The organism is Desulfosarcina cetonica JCM 12296 (genome assembly GCF_001311845.1).
GTDB classification, from domain to species: Bacteria; Desulfobacterota; Desulfobacteria; order Desulfobacterales; family Desulfosarcinaceae; genus Desulfosarcina; species Desulfosarcina cetonica.
The window spans coordinates 1-18,234 of sequence record NZ_BBCC01000011.1; the positions used below are offsets into that span (position 1 = coordinate 1).

General features: G+C 55.6%; 17 protein-coding genes and 1 pseudogene. All 18 read right to left on the reverse strand.

The features are described from left to right. Positions 1-244, reverse strand: a 244-nt coding sequence (locus tag JCM12296_RS04055) for an ATP-dependent nuclease (RefSeq protein ID WP_054690189.1), incomplete at its 3' end; no start/stop codon positions are given. 143 nt (positions 245-387) lie between these two features. Further along, positions 388-888 (reverse strand): hypothetical protein, encoded by a 501-nt coding sequence (locus tag JCM12296_RS04060; protein WP_054690192.1) that lies wholly within the window; start codon positions 886-888, stop codon positions 388-390. 1,469 nt (positions 889-2,357) lie between these two features. After that, positions 2,358-2,771, reverse strand: coding sequence for a response regulator (locus tag JCM12296_RS04065; protein ID WP_054690197.1), 414 nt, complete (start codon positions 2,769-2,771; stop codon positions 2,358-2,360). A gap of 14 nt (positions 2,772-2,785) precedes the next feature. Further along, positions 2,786-4,453, reverse strand: coding sequence for a sensor histidine kinase (locus JCM12296_RS04070; RefSeq protein ID WP_157067361.1), 1,668 nt, complete (start codon positions 4,451-4,453; stop codon positions 2,786-2,788). Positions 4,454-4,547: 94 nt separating this feature from the next. Next, entirely contained in the window at positions 4,548-4,895 is a 348-nt protein-coding gene (locus JCM12296_RS04075) for a transporter permease (RefSeq protein WP_157067362.1), read from the reverse strand. Further along, complete coding sequence (locus tag JCM12296_RS04080; protein ID WP_054690204.1) at positions 4,892-6,226, reverse strand: SLC13 family permease; 1,335 nt, start codon at positions 6,224-6,226, stop codon at positions 4,892-4,894. The genes JCM12296_RS04075 and JCM12296_RS04080 overlap by 4 nt, the downstream gene beginning before the upstream one ends. 379 nt (positions 6,227-6,605) lie before the next feature. Continuing rightward, a complete protein-coding gene (locus JCM12296_RS04085; protein WP_054690208.1) occupies positions 6,606-7,511 on the reverse strand; it encodes a CBS domain-containing protein in 906 nt (301 codons plus the stop codon). 78 nt (positions 7,512-7,589) lie between these two features. Continuing rightward, the gene (locus JCM12296_RS04090) at positions 7,590-8,126 is read right to left on the reverse strand and encodes a hypothetical protein (RefSeq protein WP_054690210.1); all 537 of its coding nucleotides are present in this window, start codon (positions 8,124-8,126) and stop codon (positions 7,590-7,592) included. 1 nt (position 8,127) lies between these two features. Further along, positions 8,128-8,286 (reverse strand): hypothetical protein, encoded by a 159-nt coding sequence (locus JCM12296_RS37835; RefSeq protein WP_157067363.1) that lies wholly within the window; start codon positions 8,284-8,286, stop codon positions 8,128-8,130. A gap of 14 nt (positions 8,287-8,300) precedes the next feature. Further along, positions 8,301-10,146, reverse strand: a pseudogene (locus JCM12296_RS04095) (SLC13 family permease). A 53-nt stretch (positions 10,147-10,199) separates the two neighbouring features. Next, positions 10,200-10,646, reverse strand: coding sequence for a response regulator (locus JCM12296_RS04100; RefSeq protein WP_054690213.1), 447 nt, complete (start codon positions 10,644-10,646; stop codon positions 10,200-10,202). A 167-nt stretch (positions 10,647-10,813) separates the two neighbouring features. After that, a complete protein-coding gene (locus JCM12296_RS04105; RefSeq protein ID WP_083455810.1) occupies positions 10,814-12,583 on the reverse strand; it encodes a sensor histidine kinase in 1,770 nt (589 codons plus the stop codon). Between the two features lie 96 nt (positions 12,584-12,679). After that, a complete protein-coding gene (locus tag JCM12296_RS04110; protein ID WP_083455811.1) occupies positions 12,680-13,099 on the reverse strand; it encodes a response regulator in 420 nt (139 codons plus the stop codon). Positions 13,100-13,115: 16 nt separating this feature from the next. Next, positions 13,116-15,926 carry a bifunctional acetate--CoA ligase family protein/GNAT family N-acetyltransferase gene (locus tag JCM12296_RS04115; protein ID WP_246803963.1) on the reverse strand — a complete coding sequence of 937 codons (2,811 nt, stop codon included), beginning with the start codon at positions 15,924-15,926 and terminating at the stop codon, positions 13,116-13,118. A gap of 17 nt (positions 15,927-15,943) precedes the next feature. Beyond that, on the reverse strand, positions 15,944-16,852 hold the full coding sequence (locus JCM12296_RS04120; RefSeq protein ID WP_054690218.1) for a universal stress protein: 909 nt from the start codon (positions 16,850-16,852) through the stop codon (positions 15,944-15,946). A 35-nt stretch (positions 16,853-16,887) separates the two neighbouring features. Beyond that, on the reverse strand, positions 16,888-17,214 hold the full coding sequence (locus JCM12296_RS41340) for an ACT domain-containing protein (protein WP_218187962.1): 327 nt from the start codon (positions 17,212-17,214) through the stop codon (positions 16,888-16,890). Continuing rightward, a complete protein-coding gene (locus JCM12296_RS41345; protein ID WP_218187963.1) occupies positions 17,211-17,573 on the reverse strand; it encodes a CBS domain-containing protein in 363 nt (120 codons plus the stop codon). Before JCM12296_RS41345 ends, JCM12296_RS41340 begins: the two co-directional genes overlap by 4 nt. Positions 17,574-17,639: 66 nt before the next feature. Further along, on the reverse strand, positions 17,640-18,110 hold the full coding sequence (locus tag JCM12296_RS04130; protein ID WP_054690222.1) for a universal stress protein: 471 nt from the start codon (positions 18,108-18,110) through the stop codon (positions 17,640-17,642). Positions 18,111-18,234: the final 124 nt, after the last annotated feature.

An 18,234-nucleotide genomic window follows, 5' to 3' on the forward strand; every position in this document is an offset into this window, starting at 1 on the left:
CTGGTTCAGTTTCGGATAATTCCGTAAAAAGAGCCTCAACCCAAATCTGCAACTCAGCATTACCATTCCAAAACGTTTCCTCATCAACTTTTGTCGTTGAAGGGTTAAACAAAAAATCCAAGGCTCTAATAATCGAAGATTTACCAGCATTATTAGCCCCAACGAGTGCTTGAATTGGGCCGATGTCTATTCGTACGTCTTTGCAAGAACGGTAATTCTTAATGTGAACCCATTTGAGCTTCATTTTTGGTTCCCTCGTTTGATAATTTCAGCAACGGTTGTGTATTAGCCGAAAACCCAAACTAACCAGCGGCGGTTAGACACCCACGACCTGACGGAAACTTGCTGAAAATGTTGACAACTTCAGGTTTTCAGACCGCCCCGCATTTAGCCGTCTGAGTTAAGTTTATTGTTGGCAATTTTCCTGCGCCGAGGCACATATGGAGTGCCATTTCTAAATTTTGCTAATCCCTTGCCTTCTTCAGTTATTGGAGATGACCAACTATGTTCTCTGCTTCCTTTTACCCTATGGGCACTCATGAACATTTCTTGTTTTTTTCTCCATGCTATATTGCATTTTTTCCCAAAATCAATTTCTGAAAATGAGTTTACAACCTTTAGAAAAGTCTTTATTCCGACACATCGTAAATCAAGCATTTTGGTTATTAGGTATCCAGTGCGTGGGTCCTTTTCACTCGATATAACAACCTCGAATACATCTTCCAAAGTCACGGTTTCTTTATCCCCCCAGTACCATTCACATATGCTGTTCCTTATAGTTTCCGTAAATCCAAGAGAAAAAAGAATGTCATATTTCGGCCATGACTTTTTCATGTCATCTGTTTTGGACAATTCTTTTAGAATGTTTTGTAAATTGTTTTTCTTCATATGAAATCACATCTTTGCCATCATGGATTAGACGACCGAACAGTCGCCTTATAATACGTCTCTTTAGCGGACGAAATCGTATTATTGGCCTGATGAGTCCAATAATAAATAATACCCCTTATTTCCGGTGTTATTGGCCTCATGAGGCCAATAACAAATTGATCTTTCGTAAAAAGCGGGGTATCACATGAACAAGTGTTCACTTATAGCCTTTTCAAACGAAGCACCAGCAACGGTGCGAAGGAAACGATGAACTAAGATTTTTCGACAATCGTCACTGCGGCGTACGCCAAGTACGCCTCCTTCCTTAAGGATTCGCAAGCCTTGATCTCGGGCTTTTTTACGAATTCGTCGGAAATGCAACTTTTTACGAGTTCATCAATCTTGGGCTTATCGTTATTCAGCAAAAAAATACCGAGACGAACCCATGGGAGGAAGGCAAGGAAGTGGGAAAGTTGGGATGGATCGTCAACATGAAAAAAGCGTCACTTCTTTCCCGTTTGTTTGGTTCTTTTTCTCTGTCTTTTTTTTAACGCGCTCCCGTTCAGATCTCAGTAGGCGCCCACCCAACCCATGTTTCCGCTCAGTTTCCTTGTTCTCCAACAGTATCTCTTTGAAGATTTTCGTTTTTAGTAAAGGCCTGACCCTCTAATAATTCCATCCATCTCAACGTCCGTTGGTGATAAAAGCGTGCCAAAAATTTAGAACACTTAAGCAAATATAATACCATATTCTATATTATACTCATTCCGACGAAACCATATGAATTAACAGTTGGTTAAGAATGACGATGCGCAGCGGTTCAATTCTGACTGTGAAAAGATGTTACGCTTTTTAATAAAACGGAGGGATATAGCTGTGTAGATTTTACTCGCTATGCGTTTTGGCAAATTCGGTTCTCCAGAAAGCTCCAGTGATTTTTGATTAAGCAAGTATCGCATAAACCAAATCGTCGGAGGATTAGTGTTAAGTGTAAAGTTTAAAGTGTTAAGGAAAGGAATACTGCCAATTTGTTAACCAAACGGATCCGATCCACCGCTTAATACTTAAAACTTAAAACTTAACACTATCTTGAAATGTTTTTGGACGCGTTCAAGCCCCCCATAACTTGAGCTTTGTAGATAACCGCATTGGCAAAACTGGGACAGCCATCGAAACTTTTTCATGTAGGAAAAAGTGGGCATGAAGTTCAGGTCTTGGTCGACCTGATAAAGGAAATCGCTGCAGGCAGGAACGCTACCCCGGCCCAAACTGCGTTGGCCTGGGAGGGTGCTCGGAAACCATGGATCGTTCCGATCAGTAACCGGCGATATCGTCAATTTGCCGGTCGGTAACACCGTAGTGGCGCAGAGTGTCAACGAGAGTTCAATGGAAGCCCGGATTCCTATATACCAGAACGCCCTTGAAGCGGGTAACCGGTGCAGGCTACCCTTATTTTTCCTGCTCGAAGACGCGGCTGGGATAGCGGATCAATTCCTGGACCTTGGCGTCACGGATCTTTTTGTCGTGGGCGTTTTTTTCTCAAAGGCCTGGGCCATCTTGGTCAGCAGTTCGTCGAATTTCATGGGTTTTAGCAGATAATCGAAGGCACCCTGCTTCATGCCCTCGATGCTGGTCTCCACCGAGGCATGGCCCGTCAGCAGAATCACCTCCACGCGGGGCTGGATGCGTTTGATTTCCCTTAGGGTCTCGATGCCGTCCATGCCGCCGGGCATCTTGATGTCCAAAAGCACCACATCGTAGAGTTCCTGCTTGAGGATATCGATGGCGGCCTCTCCGCTGGCGGCCCCCCTGGCGTCCAGCTTGCGTCTGTTGAGGCGATTGACGATGGTCTCCAGAAAATCGGTCTCGTCGTCCACAACCAGGATTCTGAACGGTTGCATAACGTATCTTCTCCCTATTTTTTTTCGGGTAGCACCAGCGGGAGGTGGACAACGAAGGTGGTTCCTTCACCCTCGTGGCTCTCCAGGGTGATGTGCCCCCCCAGTTTCTCGATAATGGTATAGCTGATGGAAAGTCCCAGGCCGGTTCCCTTGCCGTTCATTTTGGTGGTGAAGAACGGATCGAATATCTTTTTTTGAATCGCTTCGGGGATCCCCGGGCCGTTGTCATGGACGCTGACGGTAATGTGATCTTTTTCCAATTGGGTGGAAATATCGATCGTGCCGTTGTTGCCGATGGCGTCGATGGCATTGTTGATCAGGTTCATGAAGATCTGCTGCAGCTGCGACTGGTCGTTGGCGATGACCGGCAGGTGATCGGTGAAGTGCTTGAGGATCTCGATGTCGTTGATGCGCGCATGGTTGGACAGGATATCGATGGTCTGATCCAGCACGCGGTTGACATCCACGTCGTCCAGGTGAGGTTCCATGCGACGGGCAAAGCCCAGCATATTGTGGGTGATCTTCCTGGCCCGGTCCACATGCTCCTGGATTTTGGTGATGGATGAGAAAAACTCCTTGTAGTTCTCGCTGTTCTGAAACTCCTCTTCGTCCAGAAGGTCTTCCATCCAGCCGGCCTTTTCGCCGATGACCGCCAGCGGGTTGTTGATTTCATGGGCGATGCCGGCGGCCATTTTACCTAAAGCGGCCAACTTGTCCTGCTGCATCAGTTGGCTGTTGAGTTCGTTGATTTCCCGATCGGTTTGCTCCAGGTGGCGCACCAGGGTGTTTGAAATCATCACGATGGCGATCACGATGACCAGACAGCCGATGGCAATGATCATGATCTCCGTATTGCGGGCATTGCTCATCCAGCCATGCTCCTGACCGGCGATCTGGCTGATCACCAGCATCCACTCCCGGTTTTTGAGCCAGACACCGCCGATATAGCGGGTGTCGCCGGTTTCATCCCGTTTGGCGATGACGGTCGAGTCTTCGCCGAAGCGCTGGGTCTGAATTCCCGAATTGCCCAGAATCACGCCGTCAAATCGCGGTGTGGTCTGGAAAACACCTTCCCGATTGACGATGAAGGCGTCACCGGTGGTGCCGACCTGGGCGTTTCGGACCATCCGGTTGAAGACTTCCGAATCGATGGTGGCCCGCAGGATCCAGGGATCGTTCCCGGTGATGCCCTTGACGGCAATAATGACATGGGGCACCTGGCGGAATCCCATGAAGACGTTGCTGATGAATTTTCCCCGGCGCAAGACTTCGTCGAACCAGGGCTGTTGGTAGTAATTGAGCCCCTTGAGGTTATACGGGCCGGAATAGGCCAGTTGGTAGCCGTGCTTGTCGATCACGCCGATATCCACCAACCCCAGGTCGTCGGCGCGCTGGTTGATCTGCGTGAACAGCCGTGCGAGATTGTCCTGCTTGCTGAGCGTCTCGAAGGGCTGGGTTTCGACGATCATGGCTAAAATGGTGGTCCGTTCGCGCAGAAAAACATCCACGGCATTGCTTTGCGAGCGTGCCAGGGTGCGAATTTGGTCCTCGATGCGGTCCTTGTAGAGGTTTCCGAATTGGTAGTAGATGGCCATGCCCAGCAGGATCAGGGGACCGATGGAGACGGCCAGGGTAATGGCGATCAACTTCAAGCGCAGGTTTCGATAAAGGATTTCTTTCATTTCGGGCTCCCGCAATAAGGCTCATCCGATTCATTTTCCATCCGTCACGCCGCGATGCATCCCTTCGGGCAATCTTCGATTGGCTCCGGCAAGGTTATTTCCAGGGCAGGAAATGCCAATACCCATGGATCGTCCATAACCAGAGGATCAGCCAGGCCAGGAGGGTGATGGGCAGTCCGAAGATGACGAAATCCATGACATTTAAAAGACGTTCACCGGTTTCCGGATCCTTGCCCATGCCGAAGCAGATGGCGTTGTTGGGCGTGCCGATAACCAGGATATTGGCGAAAGCGGCGGAGAACGAGGTGACCAGCCCCACTTTCCAGACGCTGACCTCGGCCAGGCTCGCCATGGGCAGCACGATGGGGCCCAGGGCCGCCAGGGTGGCGCCGTCGCTCATGAAGTTGGTCAGGGTCCCGGCCAATAGGCTGACTCCGATCACCAGGCCATCGCCCTGGGTGAGCATGTCGGGCAGGATACTGACGAAGGCCGACGCCAGCCACAGGCGCCGCCGGTGAACTTGAGGGCCGCACCCATGGCGCAGGCGGCGGCGTAAAGCCCGACCACGTCGAAGGCCACGCCGTCTTGAACATCTTTCCAGGTGATGATGTGCAGCAGGAACATGGCCATCACCGCGTAAAGGGTGATGCCGCCCAGGCCGACATGGGCGCCGAACAGCACCCAGGCAAGCACCAGGAGCACCAGGATAACCGCCATGATCGCTTCGCGCCCGCCAAACTTGGGCATGCCCGCCATTTCAGCGCGGATCGCCTGGCTGGGATTGATCCCCTTGACCTGGAATTTGGGTTTGAGGCGCAGGTACATGTAGAGGCCGATGGCCCAGGACATGACCGGCACAAAGGGAATGCCGGCTTTCATCCACGCGAGGAAGGTGATGGGGATGCCGTAGTCGGTCAGGTAGCCGACCATGATGGCGTTGCGGCCGGCGGCCGCCGGTGATCCCAGGCCGCCGTGGTTGGCGGCGAAGCAGACCCCCAGGAACAGGAAGATCGCCAGCGCCCGGTCGCGCTTGACCCCGTTGATTCTGCAAGTCACTTTGTAGATCCCCATCAGCACGGGGATCAGTAGGGCCACCAGGGCATGTCCGGAAAGAAACCCGGCCGACAGGGCCAGCATGGGCAAAAAGACCAGGGCGAAGGATCGGGCGCTTTTGATACGACCGAGCAAAATCAGGCCGATGCGCCTGTCCAGGCCGGTCTTGGCCACACCCACGGCCACGGCGAGGATCCCGAAGATGAAGACGACCGCGTCGGTCATGTAGGCCTTGGAAATTTCATCGATCGGCAAAATGGAAAAGAGGTAGAGCATGACGCCCACCATGATATCGGTGGCCCCCAGGGGAAGCGCTTCGGTGCCCCACAGGAAAACGGCCAAAAAGAGAATGCAGATGGTCATTTTGGCCATCTGGGCAACCTGGTAGTTGCTTAACAGCGGTTTCATGGCCGCCTGGGCCGTCTGCTTGTCAGCGGCCTGACCGGCGGCAAAGGCTTGGGGACGAAGTTTTTGGTTGACCGTATCGGTGATGCTTTTCGTCCCAGGGGCTAATTCATAGCCCGCGGGTGCCTCCCTTTTTACCATGTCGAGCATGCCCTGGGTGGGCGGCATCAAGACGGCAAAGGTAAAGATCACGGCGGCCAGAATAAAAAAGATGGGCTTATAGCCCGGCCTGTTTTTCCAGGTGCAATGGCGCCCAATGACGCTATCGGTCAAAAATGACTCGAAACGTGGGTCCACTGCGGTTGGATACGGCATCCAAAACCTCCCCATATCATAATTTAACCGGCGCCCCCCATGCCCCATGGTTGCCTACCAACGGAAGGGTAGGGAGCCGGTTTTCCCGTTCGTGATTGCCAGAGCAATGCATATGCCAGTCGGAAGCGAGCCTCGACTTATGTTGAAGAGATTGATATTAATCGATAAACATAATAAATAAAAAGCGAGCTGACACCTTGTGGCAAAGAAAAACGTCAGACTTTTTTACAGGTTGTAAAGAGGGGTGACACGTCATTGCCGGCTTGAGCAGCAAAACGGGGACGCAGAAGTTTGATGTCTGTGCACCGAAAAAAGGCCCGGAGACGGCGGTCGTGTCTGGGTGCGGTGCCGTCTCCGGGCCTGGGGGAGGTTGGGACTCTTAACGCAAGACCCGTTCCAATTCGAAGAAAAGATCCTGCTCGCGAATCACGCCGACCACTTCGCCGTCCTTGAACACCACCATGCGGCGGCAGTGGTGATGCACCATCATGTAGGCGGCTTCCATGAGGTTGGCCATGGCATCGATGCTCGGCGGCGTGGGCGACATGAGGTCACCGACGATGGTATCGGCCAGGCGACGCGCCTCAACGGTGAACAGGCCGGTCCAGAACATGGGCGAGTATTGCAGGCTGTCGGCCATGGAGGGCTTGGGGGCGCTGAGGTACCCGGGCATGATGCCTTCCAAAAGATCCATGATCGACAGGATGCCTTTCAGCTGACCGGCATTATCGAAAACCAGCAGGCTGCGATGACCGGTCTCCATGATCCGGCTGGTGTGGATCTGGGGGGCGAAGGATTTTTTCAGCTCCTGAATCCCTTCGGCCACGGTTTTGTTTTCGTTTAGGGTCGTGTATTCGGCGATGGGGATCATCACTTCCTCGACGAGGCGTTCGTGTGATGCATCCGGCGGCTCGGCTTGCCTGTGGCGCATGGCGTCGGCGATGCGTGAAGCCAAAAGGTCGATATCGCACGGTTTGGACAGGTAGTCCACGGCACCGTGAGTCAGGGCATCCCTGGCGCTATCGTCGGCGCCGTGACCGGTGAGCATGATCACCGGCAAACCGGGAACCCGTTTTTGGATTTCCGCCAGGGTTTCGTTGCCGTCCATGTCCGGCATGCGGATATCCAGCACCACCACGTCCGGATGATTGGCCAGCTGATCCAGGGCTTCGCGGCCGTTGGCGGCCATAAGGGTTTTGAAACCTTTCTTCTCCAACAGTTTCCGGGAGGTTTCGCGGAACTGGGCCTCATCGTCTACCATCAACACTTTGGTTTTATGGGTCATGTTGCCTGCCTCCTTTAAGGCGTTAGGTCGATTGTCATTTTTGTCGCGTGCACGGCTGGATGATCGCCGCGTTTGGGATTATCCCACAAGGCTTCTGCAAAATTGAACCACGGGCAATAATGCATAGATGAACATTACCGTGGTACCGAAGGTAAACAGCACCGTGATGACCGCCCGTGTTGTGCTCATGCCCAATCCTCTGACCAACCCGATCCCGATCAGCCACCATTTCCAAGGCTCGGTAAACAAGAACGCCGACGGTACCCAGGCGATGAGCAGAACCGTTCCCGAGCTGAGCGAAAAGATCCGCCAAAAATGGGCGAAGGAATAGCGCCGGCCGGCCGTCGTGGTAACGGTCGCGGCGATGAAACCGATGACGGCGCCGATGGCGGCCATGCCGATGGCATTGATCAGGCAGATGAGCCCCACGCCCAGGGGGGCACCGTTATGATTCAGCAACATGCCACTGGCCGCGCTGAAAAGTGCCGACACCAAAAGGATGCTCGACGCCTGGGGGCTGGAAATGGCCCCGAATCCGGTGGCGAAAAATACCCGTGGGCGGGTCAACAGCGCCATCAGGGTCTGAACATACAGGGTTGGCCATCGATTCTGCATTTTACAATACTCCTGCTTTGTAGAGAATGCCGAAGCCCAGCATGAGCAGGGTCAGGATGAAGTAAAAGCGCCGTTCCGCCTCACGGGTGAACCAGAAGCGGCCGTCCCGGAAGCACACCATCGGTTTTCTGGACGATGAATTCTCGATGGTTGTTTTCATGTTCGCTCCTTCCTTTAGAAGCCCGGCAGTCCGCCAAAGCCACGGAACACCCAGTACCCCGCCGACAGAAGCAGCAGGACAATATTACCCATGAACCAAAGCGGCACACCAACCCGCAGGTAATCCTTGGGCTCGAGGTAGCCGCTGGCGTAAACGATGGCGTTGGGCGGCGTGCCAATGATCAGGCAGTAGGCAAAGGACGAGGCCATGGCCGTGCTCATGGCCATGAAAGGCAAGAAGGTCGTGCCCGGATGCACCAAGCCGGCCATGTTGAGGGCGATCGGGCCTACTGCGGCGGCGGCCGGTCCGTCGGCCATGAGGTTGGTCAAAATGGCGGTCAGACCGTTGCTGGTGACCATCAGGGCAACCCGGAATCCATTCCCAGGGGCGCCAGGGCGTCGATGGCGCTACGGGCCAGCCAGTAGGCCGCGCCAGTCTCGTCCAGGGTCCGGCCAAAGATGATGGCGCCGGCATAGAGCCAGACCACGCCCCAGTCGACCTTTTCCTGGTAGTCACGCCAGTTGACGATGCCGGCCAAGAGATAGGCGACCGCACCGGCGATGGCGATGACGCCGATCCCCAGGCGAACCGGGTAGATGCCCATGTTGTAGAATTCTTTTTCCGTGAACCAGCCGAACACCATTACCAGGAAGATGATCATGCCACGATCTGCTGGCGATTCCACTTGCCCATGCGGTTGATCTCGGTCTGCAGGTGGTTCATGGCCGGGGCCAGGGAGGTGATGGTGGCTTGAAGCGCCAGTTGATCATGAGCCAGGTGACCGGGATCATGAGGAACAGATAGGGGAAACAGTAGGTGATCCACTGGAAATAGCCGATGTCCATGCCGAACATGTCGGCCAGGTAGGTCATCATGATGACGTTGCGGGCGCCGCCCGACGGGGCGCCGGGGCCGCCGATGTTACAGGCCATGGCAATGGAAATCATCAGCATCTTACCCAATTCGGGATCGCTGGGCGTATCCCGGGTAAGGCTGTTCTGGTAAAGCAGCATGCCGATGGGCAGGAACATGGCCGCCAGGGCGTGGTCGGAAATAAAGGCCGCCAGGGGCGCGATGATCACAATGAAAATCAGCGTGATCCAGCGTACGTTGGGAACGGCCAGTTTTTTGAACATCATCAGGCAGGCACGTTTGTCCACCCCGGTTTTCACAAAGGCGGCGGCAAACATCAGGCTGCCCATGATGAACCAGCAGGCGTCATCCCAATAGAGCATGGCCACTTGCTTGCGGGAGGTAACCCCGGTGAACACGAGGATCAGGCCGATACAGAAGGAGACGCCGGGCAACGGGATGCACTCGGTGAGAAAACAGAGCACCACGAAGACGCCCATGGCCACCGATACCTTGATGAACCAGGCGCCCTTGTCGGCTTCGGCCCGATCCTTGTCCGACAACTCCTCGTATTTGAGGCCATCCTTGCGCAGGGAGAGCGCGGCCTGCATCACCTTGAGATAGTTCTCGTCATCCGTTTGGGTGTCGATAAACGTGTAAGCCTTCTCGAAATTCGATTTATCGGCCTTGATCTTGTTCTGCTTGCACCACTTGAGATCCCGCTTGAGGTAACGATCGCGGGTCAAGGCGCCCATGTTCATGTTCTTTTCCATGATCTGGGCGGCCAACAGTTGCCACTGCGCGGCATCGCTGGTGGAGGTGTTGAAATAGGATTGGATAACATATCCAATCACCGCCTTGGGACCGATGCGATATTCGGTTCCCACGTCCTTCATCCCGTAGAGTGGGCATCAGCAGTAAAAGGAACAGCAAGATCACGGGGATGCTGAAGATCTTCCAGTCGACATATTTATCGTATCCGGTGACTTTCTTCTCTTTCTTGGCCATTTATAAACCCCTCTATTTTTCACGTATTGGCAATTGCGGCAAACGCCTTCACCTCAAGCCTGCTCGAGCATTTCAGGAGGTGGTTCCTTCGATCCCTGCATGCGGGCAGCTTCGATTTTTTCCTCGATGTCTGCCCGGCGGTTATAGGCGCCAACAGCCTTTTCGATGATTTCCTCCAGATTGGCCGGCTTCATCAGGTAGTCGACGGCACCGGATTTAAGACCATCCATAGCCGATTCCATCGTGGCATGACCGGTGAGCATGATAACCTCCACCATGGGGTACTGACGCTTGATTTCACGCAGTGTGGCCACACCGTCCATCCCCGGCATTTTGACATCCAGGATCACCACGTGAACCGGGTGGGTTCGTAAGAGATCCAGCGCCTCCTTGCCGCTGGAAGCCGTTTGAACTTCGAAACCCTTTCGCTCCAACAACTTTTTTGTCGTGGAGAGAAAGCGTTCCTCATCATCGACCAACATCATTTTCATCAATTCCATCGATTTACTCCTGTTCTAGATGACAAGGCACACCTTCTAAATGACAAGGCACACCCGCCGACCCAGCGATTGCACCGTTAAGGATGATTCCCATGGGCCTTGAACCTTGGGAAAGAACAAACGTCATTTGCAAAGCAGCCATCCATTGTCGTTGATGAAACCCGGCTTCATTCACCCGCCTTCAAGATCGGCAGGGTAATGGAGAACGTGGTGCCTTTGCCCACCCGGCTTTCCACCTCCATTTGGCCGCCCATCTGCTGGACAATCCCGTAACAGACCGACAGCCCCAGACCGGTACCTTTACCCACCGGTTTGGTGGTGAAAAAGGGAGAAAAGATCTTCTCCATGTCTTCCTGCTTGATGCCCGAGCCGTTATCCCGAACGCGGATCGTGGCCGAGCCGTTATCGTTATGGAGCAGTGACACCCGGATGAACCCGCCGGTACTGCCCTGTTGCTCGATGATGGCATCCGTGGCATTGTTCAACAGATTCAAGATCACCTGTTGGAGTCGAGAGGCGTCGGCACGCACGCGCAAGGGAACCTGGGGGATGTCGCGCAACAGGGAAATCCCGTTGACTTCGGCTTTTTTCTGGACCATCTGGGTGATTTCGGGAATGAGGACGGCAAGGTCCAACTCCTCTTCCCGGGATTCGCTCTGACGACCGAATTTGAGGATCGATGCGGTAATTCGGGAGCAACGTTCCAGTTGGGTGATGATCTGGTTGACGCTCTCGTTGACCTGATCGAGGGATTCGCCGGGGGTCAACTGGCCGGCTTCGACCATCTCGTCCAAAAGAACCTGGATCATGGACCGTTCGCTGCTGATGATTTGTAGCGGGTTGTTGATTTCGTGGGCGAATCCGGCAGCCATCTCGCCAAGTTCAGCCAATCGTGAAGCCCCGATGAGCTGCTGGTTGAGGAGGGCTTTTTCCGTATCGGACTGCTCCATTTTGCGCACGATCGCCCCGGTCAGGGTGAATGCGGCGGCCACAATACAGAGGCCGCCGATGACGCAGATGAACAGGATCGGCAAACGCGTGCTTTCCAGCGCCATGAAGGCATCGGATTTTTCCTGGCGAATCACCAAAATCCAGCTGTTGTCCTTGAGCCAGCAGGTCGCATAAAGGAAGGGGTCCGCGCCGGCGTCATTGTGCATGAAGGTATCGATCCCCTTAAGCAGGGGGTCGGTGCCCGCGCTGTTGTGGATGAAGGTATCGATCTCCCTGCCCGGGGCCGGCAGGGGGATTTTTTCGGCAGGCGTTTCCATGAGGTTGCCGCCGCTACGGCGGTCGGTCTGCAGCACCCCCTGACGGTTGATCAGGTAGGCCTCGCCGGTTTTGCCGATGCGAATCTGCCGTACCAGGTTGTTGAAGCGCTGGGAGTCGACCGTCGCGCGGATTACCCATTTGCGGCCGACTTCCTTTTTCATCACGGCGATGACGAAATGCGGGATGTTGCGGACCCCCAGAAAGACATCGCTGATGTAAACGCCATTTTCGAGGGTATGCTGAAACCACTCGGCATCATGGTAGTTCTTGCCGGTCAGATCGAACGGGCCGTGATAGGCCACATGAACGCCATTTTCATCAAAAATTCCCAAATCCGCGAATGCGGATGCCGTGCGCTGCAAATTGGAGAAAACCGACATCAGACGTCCGGGCTGGGTGATCTCCTCGAAGCTGATCGTATTCACGATCATGACCAGATCGTTCTTGCGCTCCAACAGAAAGGACTCGATCATCTGCCGATGGTCGGCGGCGATCCGCTTCATCGAATTGATGGTGCCGTCTTTGATGGAGCGGGAAAAGGAATGGTTGCCGATGATCAGAGCCAGCAGCAAGGGAATGAACGGAACGACGATCATGTTGATCAGCACGAACCGCTTGACCCTGGCGTAAAGGTCCTGGGAACGTTGATGAGGCGTGGATGTGGTCATGGTTTTCCCCGTCGATGTTTTATATATGCTTCACGATGGTGCCATTTGTGCCATTATCCGCGATGGGCGAGAATCCAGGCTTGCGCTCGGTTTCGTTTATCCGCCAGGTGGCGTTTTCTGCGCGGCCAACAGCATGACCACCGCTTTTTTCAGGCTTTCCACGCTGCACCCCTTCTTCTCGATCAGCTTGGCCCGTCGCAGGTGTGGAAAGCCCGTCTCCAGTTCGGTATCCAGGGTGTGCAGCACAACCGGCAGTTGCGGCACCCGGTCTTGAAGCTTTTTGCTCAACACGGTCGCTTCGGCATCCGGAAAGTCCGGGTCTACGATCAACAGGTCCAAGTGGGTCGGTCCATACAGAAGTTTAATGAGCTGCTTGCCATTTTCCGCCAGGTAGACGATATACCCCGCAGTGGTGAATTCCCTTTTGAGGTAGTCACGGATACGGGGGTTGCGATCTGCAATGAGAAGTCGATATTGCTCCTTCATCGGACTGCCTTTTACCTGTTTGAAGGACATCACCGGATAGCCCCGGTCATGCTGGGGTGGCCAGCTGAGACCGGGGCTGCCGGGAGGTCGTAAGATCCAGGCGAAGTTCAAATTCTCCGCTGTGGGCGGAACCTTTGATTTTAAAATTCAGTTTGCGTCCCATGGCCAGCATGCCCCTGTTTTCCGCCAGGACCATTCCCCAAATGCTGCCGAATCCCCGATCCCTGGCGATGTCGATACAGGTTGCCAACAGATGCGCGCCAATGCCCATGCCGTGCCAGGGGTCTCCGATCAGCACGGAAAATTCCGAATCCCTGAGATTGTGCTGCAGGATGACCCGCGCCACGCCAACGATCTTCTCATGGGATTCCACTTCGTGAATCGCCGCCAGAGCGATTTCGCGGTCGTAGTCGATTTGGGTGAAGCGTGCCAGCATCGCGGTGGACATCTCTTTCATCGGAGAGAAGAACCGGTAGTAGACGCTTCGTGGTGAAAGTGTCTTGAACAGTTCCAGCAGCAATTCGGCGTCTTCCGGCCGAATCGGGCGGATGCGCAATTCACCCAGCTCGGGCAGTTCCAGGCGGGATTCATATTGGGCCGGATAAGGGCTGACCGACAGGTGCAGCGGCGCTTTCTGGCTGGTCGGTTTGACGATGATCCGGGCATCCACGGCCAGCGGCCGACCGTTTTTCACCATCAACGGGTTGATGTCCAGTTCCGCGATCTGGGGAAAATCGGTGACCAGCTGCGAGATACGGATGAGAATTTCGGCGATCTGATCCCGATCGGCCGGTAGCTGACCGCGGTAGCCCTTCAGAAAACGATCGACACGGGTTCCTTCCATGAGTTGCCCGGCCAGCAGCCGGTTGAGCGGTGGCAGGGCGATGGCACGGTCGTTCAACAGCTCGGCCAGAATGCCCCCCATGCCGAAAAGGATCACCGGCCCGAAGTCCGGATCCATTTTCGCGCCCATGATCAATTCACATTCCGGCGCCGTGATCATCGGCTGGAGGGCCACGCCATCGATCCTGGCATGGGGTGCGGCCATGGCGGCCCGGTCCAGCATGGACGTAAAACCGTCGCGCACCGCTGCCTCGCTTCCGAGGTCGCGCTGCACGCCGCCGACATCGCTTTTATGCAGAATGTCCCGGGATAGAATTTTCATGACCACGGGATAACCGATTTCTTGGGCAAGGGCGGCGGCCGCGTCCGCCGATCGGGCGATGCGCGTGGGAATCACCGGAATGCCATAGGCGGCTAAAAGCGCGTTGGCTTCATCCAGGGTCATTCGACCGCTTGGCGTATGCAATGCCGCCTCGATCCAATGCCCGGCGATCTGTGGATCCACCTGGATACGCGCTGACGAACGCGAGGGGAGTTGCTGAAGCATCTCGATCCCCCGGCTGTGGCGGTACAGGTTCATGAAGGCCCGTACGGCCCGCTCGGGGGTATCGAAGGTGGCGATGCCGGCCTGGTTGAGGATTTCGCGGCCCTGATCGGCATCCCTGCCGCCCAGCCAGGAAGCGATTACCGGTTTGCCGTGTTCATGGCATTGGTCGGCAATGGTTCGCGCGACCGCCTCACCATCCACCAGGGTCTGTGGGGCCAGCATGATCAACAGGGCCTGGACTTCCCTGGCCTGGGAAAGCGTCGTGATGACGCACCGGTACCGTTCGGGCGTGGCATCCCCCAGCATGTCGATGGGGTTGCCGCGGTTCCAATCGTCGGGCAGAACTTCGTCCAGCGCGCGAATCGTGTCCGGGGATAAAAGCACGGGCTCCAGACCGTAATCGGACAGTGCATCGGCGGCCATGACCCCCGGTCCGCCCGCGTTGGTGACCACGGCCAGTCCGGATCCCCTGAACCGGCACTTGCGTGAAAGAATTTCAGCGGTATCGAAGAGCTCTTCGAAAGTCTTCACCCGAACGATGCCGGCGCGTTGAAAGGCCGCCTCGTAAACCGCGTCCTCGCCGGCCAGGCTGCCGGTATGCGACGCCGCGGCAATGGCGCCGGCCCGACTGCGACCGGCCTTCAAGGCGATGATGGGCTTGATCCGGCTGACGGAACGGGCGGCACTCATGAAATTGTGATGGCGCACAAGATTCTCCACGTACATGACGATACTGCCGACATGCGGATCCGATCCCAGGTAGTCGATCATATCGCCGAAATCCACGTCCAGCATGGCGCCCAGACTGACAAAATGGCTGAATCCGATGCGTTCCCGGAGGGCGAAATCGAGGATCGCGGCACCGATGGCCCCACTTTGGGAGACAAAGGCCAAACGGCCGGCGGCGGGCAAGTGGGGGGTGAGACTGGCGTTGAGCCGTGCGGCCGTACAGATCATGCCCAGCGCACAGGGACCGATGATGCGCAGGCCGGTTTCACGGCTGATCGCTTGAACCCGGCGTTCTGCCTGACGATGGGCCTTGCTGCCTTTGGTCCAGCCGGTGGAGAGAATCACCGCGCCGGCAGCTTGAATCTCACTGCATTGACTGACGATGGCGGGAACCGCCGCCATGGGGGCGGCGATGGCAACCAAGTCCACCGTTGTTCCGATGGCCGTCAAGGCTGGAAATGCCGGGAGCCCCATGATGCGGGCAGCGTTTTTATTGGCGCCGTCTTCATTGACCGGGTAGATCTCGCCCGCAAATCCCCCTTGCACAAGATGCCGCATGACCGCTTCTCCCATGGTGGCGGTTCCTTCCGAGGCGCCGACGACGGCAATGCGCCGGGGATTAAAAAGCTTTTCCAACCGCTCAATGGGCATGTCTTTCTCCAACTGGGTCACAATTCCGGTATGACGGGCTGCGTCTTTCTTCTCCGGCCCGGTTGCCTGCCCGGGACCGGTCTGCATTCGGATCGGGTTTGACGTTACGGTACCACCCATACCGTTTGGGCGTCGCTGGCCTGGACGACTTTGTTGCCCACCCGGCCCATGAAGAATTCGGCCATCCGGGACAATCCGCGGCGTCCCACCACAATGGTGCCGCACCCTTCGGCCGCGGCGGTCTCGATGATCGCACCGGCGCGGCTGGCGACACCGGTGATGGTGCGGGTTGCTAGATGTTCCGGTTTGCATCCCCCGCGGACCAGGATATCCCTGGCGCCATCGAAGACCGATTGATTGTCCACCAGTTCCTCCTCGAAAAAGGCTTCGATGTCGAAGGTCGGAACGTTGCGCAGTACGTGGACCAGCAGGAACCGATCGTCTTGCCGGGGACCGCGGGTATCGGCAACGAATTGAACCGCCCGTTTGGCGCCCTCGGAACCATCCACGGCCAGGAGCAGCTTCCCATTGGCTGGCGTCTGCCCCGCAATCAGGATGGGGATGGAAATTTTTTCCAGCAATTTTTGGGTCACGCTGCCGATGAGGATGGTCTCCAGCGCCGTGGCGCCCCGCCGGCAGGCCAGAACGGCGTGATAGCCTTTCTGGGCCTCGGCGATGATATCCCGGGCGGCACCCTTTTTGCGGTTGACGATGCGGGTTTCCACCGCTGCCTCGGCATGACCGGCATCCAAGAGGATTTTTTTCGCCTCCGCCATATAGGCCGTGATGGCCTTGCGCTGTTGGGCTTCCCAGCCGCGCACCTGACTGACGATCTTGACACTTTTCGGCTCTCGCTCCAGGTCGTAGTAGGTATCCGGAATGCTGTTAAAGACGTGGAACAGGACCAGCTGCATGCCGTCGAACGCGTTTTCCGAGGCCGCATAACGGACCGTTTGCATGGACCGCGGGGATCCGTCGACGGCCAAGAGCAGGCGTTTGGGAGTGGTTGACATGGGCTTTCCTCCTGTTGCCGGTCCCAAGGACCGGGTTAAAGTTTGTCAAAAACGATCCGTCGGTTTTCGCGATGATCCACCAGGTAGCGCAATTTGGCCTTTTGTCTGAGGACGTCGAGCATCTCTTCAATCCGGTCGCGCGAAACCTCATAGAACCGCAGATAGACGTTGCGGTAGCCGTTGGGGGCCCGTTCGTAGGTGGAGAGGATGCTGGCCATGCGGCCGCCGAATTGCCGGATCACGTTGACGATCTCCATGATCGACCCCGGTGTGTCCTCAAGCACGAGGGCGATCTGAAAGCCCCTTTTCTTCAGACCGGTGAGATACAGGGTGGCCCTGAACATATCCGATTGGGTGATCACCCGACGATGGCGCCATCGTCGTCGATGACCGGTGCGCCGGAAATCTTATGATGCAGCATGAGGTCGGCGGCCTCTTCTATGGACCAGTCCTGATGGACCGTGATCACCTCACGTGTCATGATCTCCGAGACCTTGATTTTCGAGATCAGGAAGAGCAATTCGTGAACATCCAGGCTGGTGGCATCCGAGGCGGATGCGCGCTTCAAATCGCGGTCGCTGACAACGCCGCATAACTTTCCGGCGTCGGTTACGGGCAACAGACGGATGCGTTTCTCTTTGATCAGGGCAAGGGCCTGCTGCATGCTTTGGTCTTTCTCGATGGTGATGGCTGGTTTACTCATCCAGTATCTGATCAGCATGATGATTTCTCCTTTGACGGATATCGCCCTCAAGGGCGGGTATCTCCCCATCCGCGTCCCGCTGGATCAGGGAATTTGCGTGTACCCGCTGGGGATCGTGATCAGCGGAATGGGACAGCGCCGGAACAGTTTTCTGGCCGTCGAGCCGACAACCACATCGGCCAGATTGCTGCGCCCCTTGGTGCTCAAAATCAGAAGCATGGGTGCCTCGGCCTTGATCGCCTCGAGGATCTCGTAATAGGGAATGCCGTCCTTGACCAGGTAGCGGCAGTTGGTTCCCTTGGGGGGGATCCCCTCGAAAAGTTCCTTCATTTTCAACTGTCGGTCCTTGATCTGTTCATCGAGGTAATCGGGGAAAGAGAAAGTGTCGTAGCCGATCATGGCGCGCCTCACCATGTCCAGGTCACGCTGGTTGATCACATTGATGAGGATCAACTCCGAGCCGGTTTTCTCGGCCATCCAAGCGGCATAATGGACGGTCATTGCCGAGAAATCCGACAGGTCGATCGCGGCAAGGATTTTATTCTTCTCTGTCATGGCAGACTCCTTTTTTCACGGGTCGTTAGGCTTTTTTTGGAAATTTTGAAGGGTTCCCCTAACGATGGCTTGAGCAATCGGTATGCCACTTGAAAAAGATGGTCGGATATGAAAAATATAAAAT

Bases quoted from the DNA above. Each gene is read 5' to 3' on its own strand.
- JCM12296_RS04060 (WP_054690192.1), bottom strand. From the start codon at position 888: ATGAAGAAAAACAATTTACAAAACATTCTAAAAGAATTGTCCAAAACA.
- JCM12296_RS04065 (WP_054690197.1), bottom strand. From the start codon at position 2,771: ATGCAACCGTTCAGAATCCTGGTTGTGGACGACGAGACCGATTTTCTG.
- JCM12296_RS04070 (WP_157067361.1), bottom strand. From the start codon at position 4,453: ATGAAAGAAATCCTTTATCGAAACCTGCGCTTGAAGTTGATCGCCATT.
- JCM12296_RS04080 (WP_054690204.1), bottom strand. From the start codon at position 6,226: ATGCCGTATCCAACCGCAGTGGACCCACGTTTCGAGTCATTTTTGACC.
- JCM12296_RS04085 (WP_054690208.1), bottom strand. From the start codon at position 7,511: ATGACCCATAAAACCAAAGTGTTGATGGTAGACGATGAGGCCCAGTTC.
- JCM12296_RS04090 (WP_054690210.1), bottom strand. From the start codon at position 8,126: ATGCAGAATCGATGGCCAACCCTGTATGTTCAGACCCTGATGGCGCTG.
- JCM12296_RS37835 (WP_157067363.1), bottom strand. From the start codon at position 8,286: ATGAAAACAACCATCGAGAATTCATCGTCCAGAAAACCGATGGTGTGC.
- JCM12296_RS04100 (WP_054690213.1), bottom strand. From the start codon at position 10,646: ATGGAATTGATGAAAATGATGTTGGTCGATGATGAGGAACGCTTTCTC.
- JCM12296_RS04105 (WP_083455810.1), bottom strand. From the start codon at position 12,583: ATGACCACATCCACGCCTCATCAACGTTCCCAGGACCTTTACGCCAGG.
- JCM12296_RS04110 (WP_083455811.1), bottom strand. From the start codon at position 13,099: ATGTCCTTCAAACAGGTAAAAGGCAGTCCGATGAAGGAGCAATATCGA.
- JCM12296_RS04115 (WP_246803963.1), bottom strand. From the start codon at position 15,926: ATGCAGACCGGTCCCGGGCAGGCAACCGGGCCGGAGAAGAAAGACGCA.
- JCM12296_RS04120 (WP_054690218.1), bottom strand. From the start codon at position 16,852: ATGTCAACCACTCCCAAACGCCTGCTCTTGGCCGTCGACGGATCCCCG.
- JCM12296_RS41345 (WP_218187963.1), bottom strand. From the start codon at position 17,573: ATGCTGATCAGATACTGGATGAGTAAACCAGCCATCACCATCGAGAAA.
- JCM12296_RS04130 (WP_054690222.1), bottom strand. From the start codon at position 18,110: ATGACAGAGAAGAATAAAATCCTTGCCGCGATCGACCTGTCGGATTTC.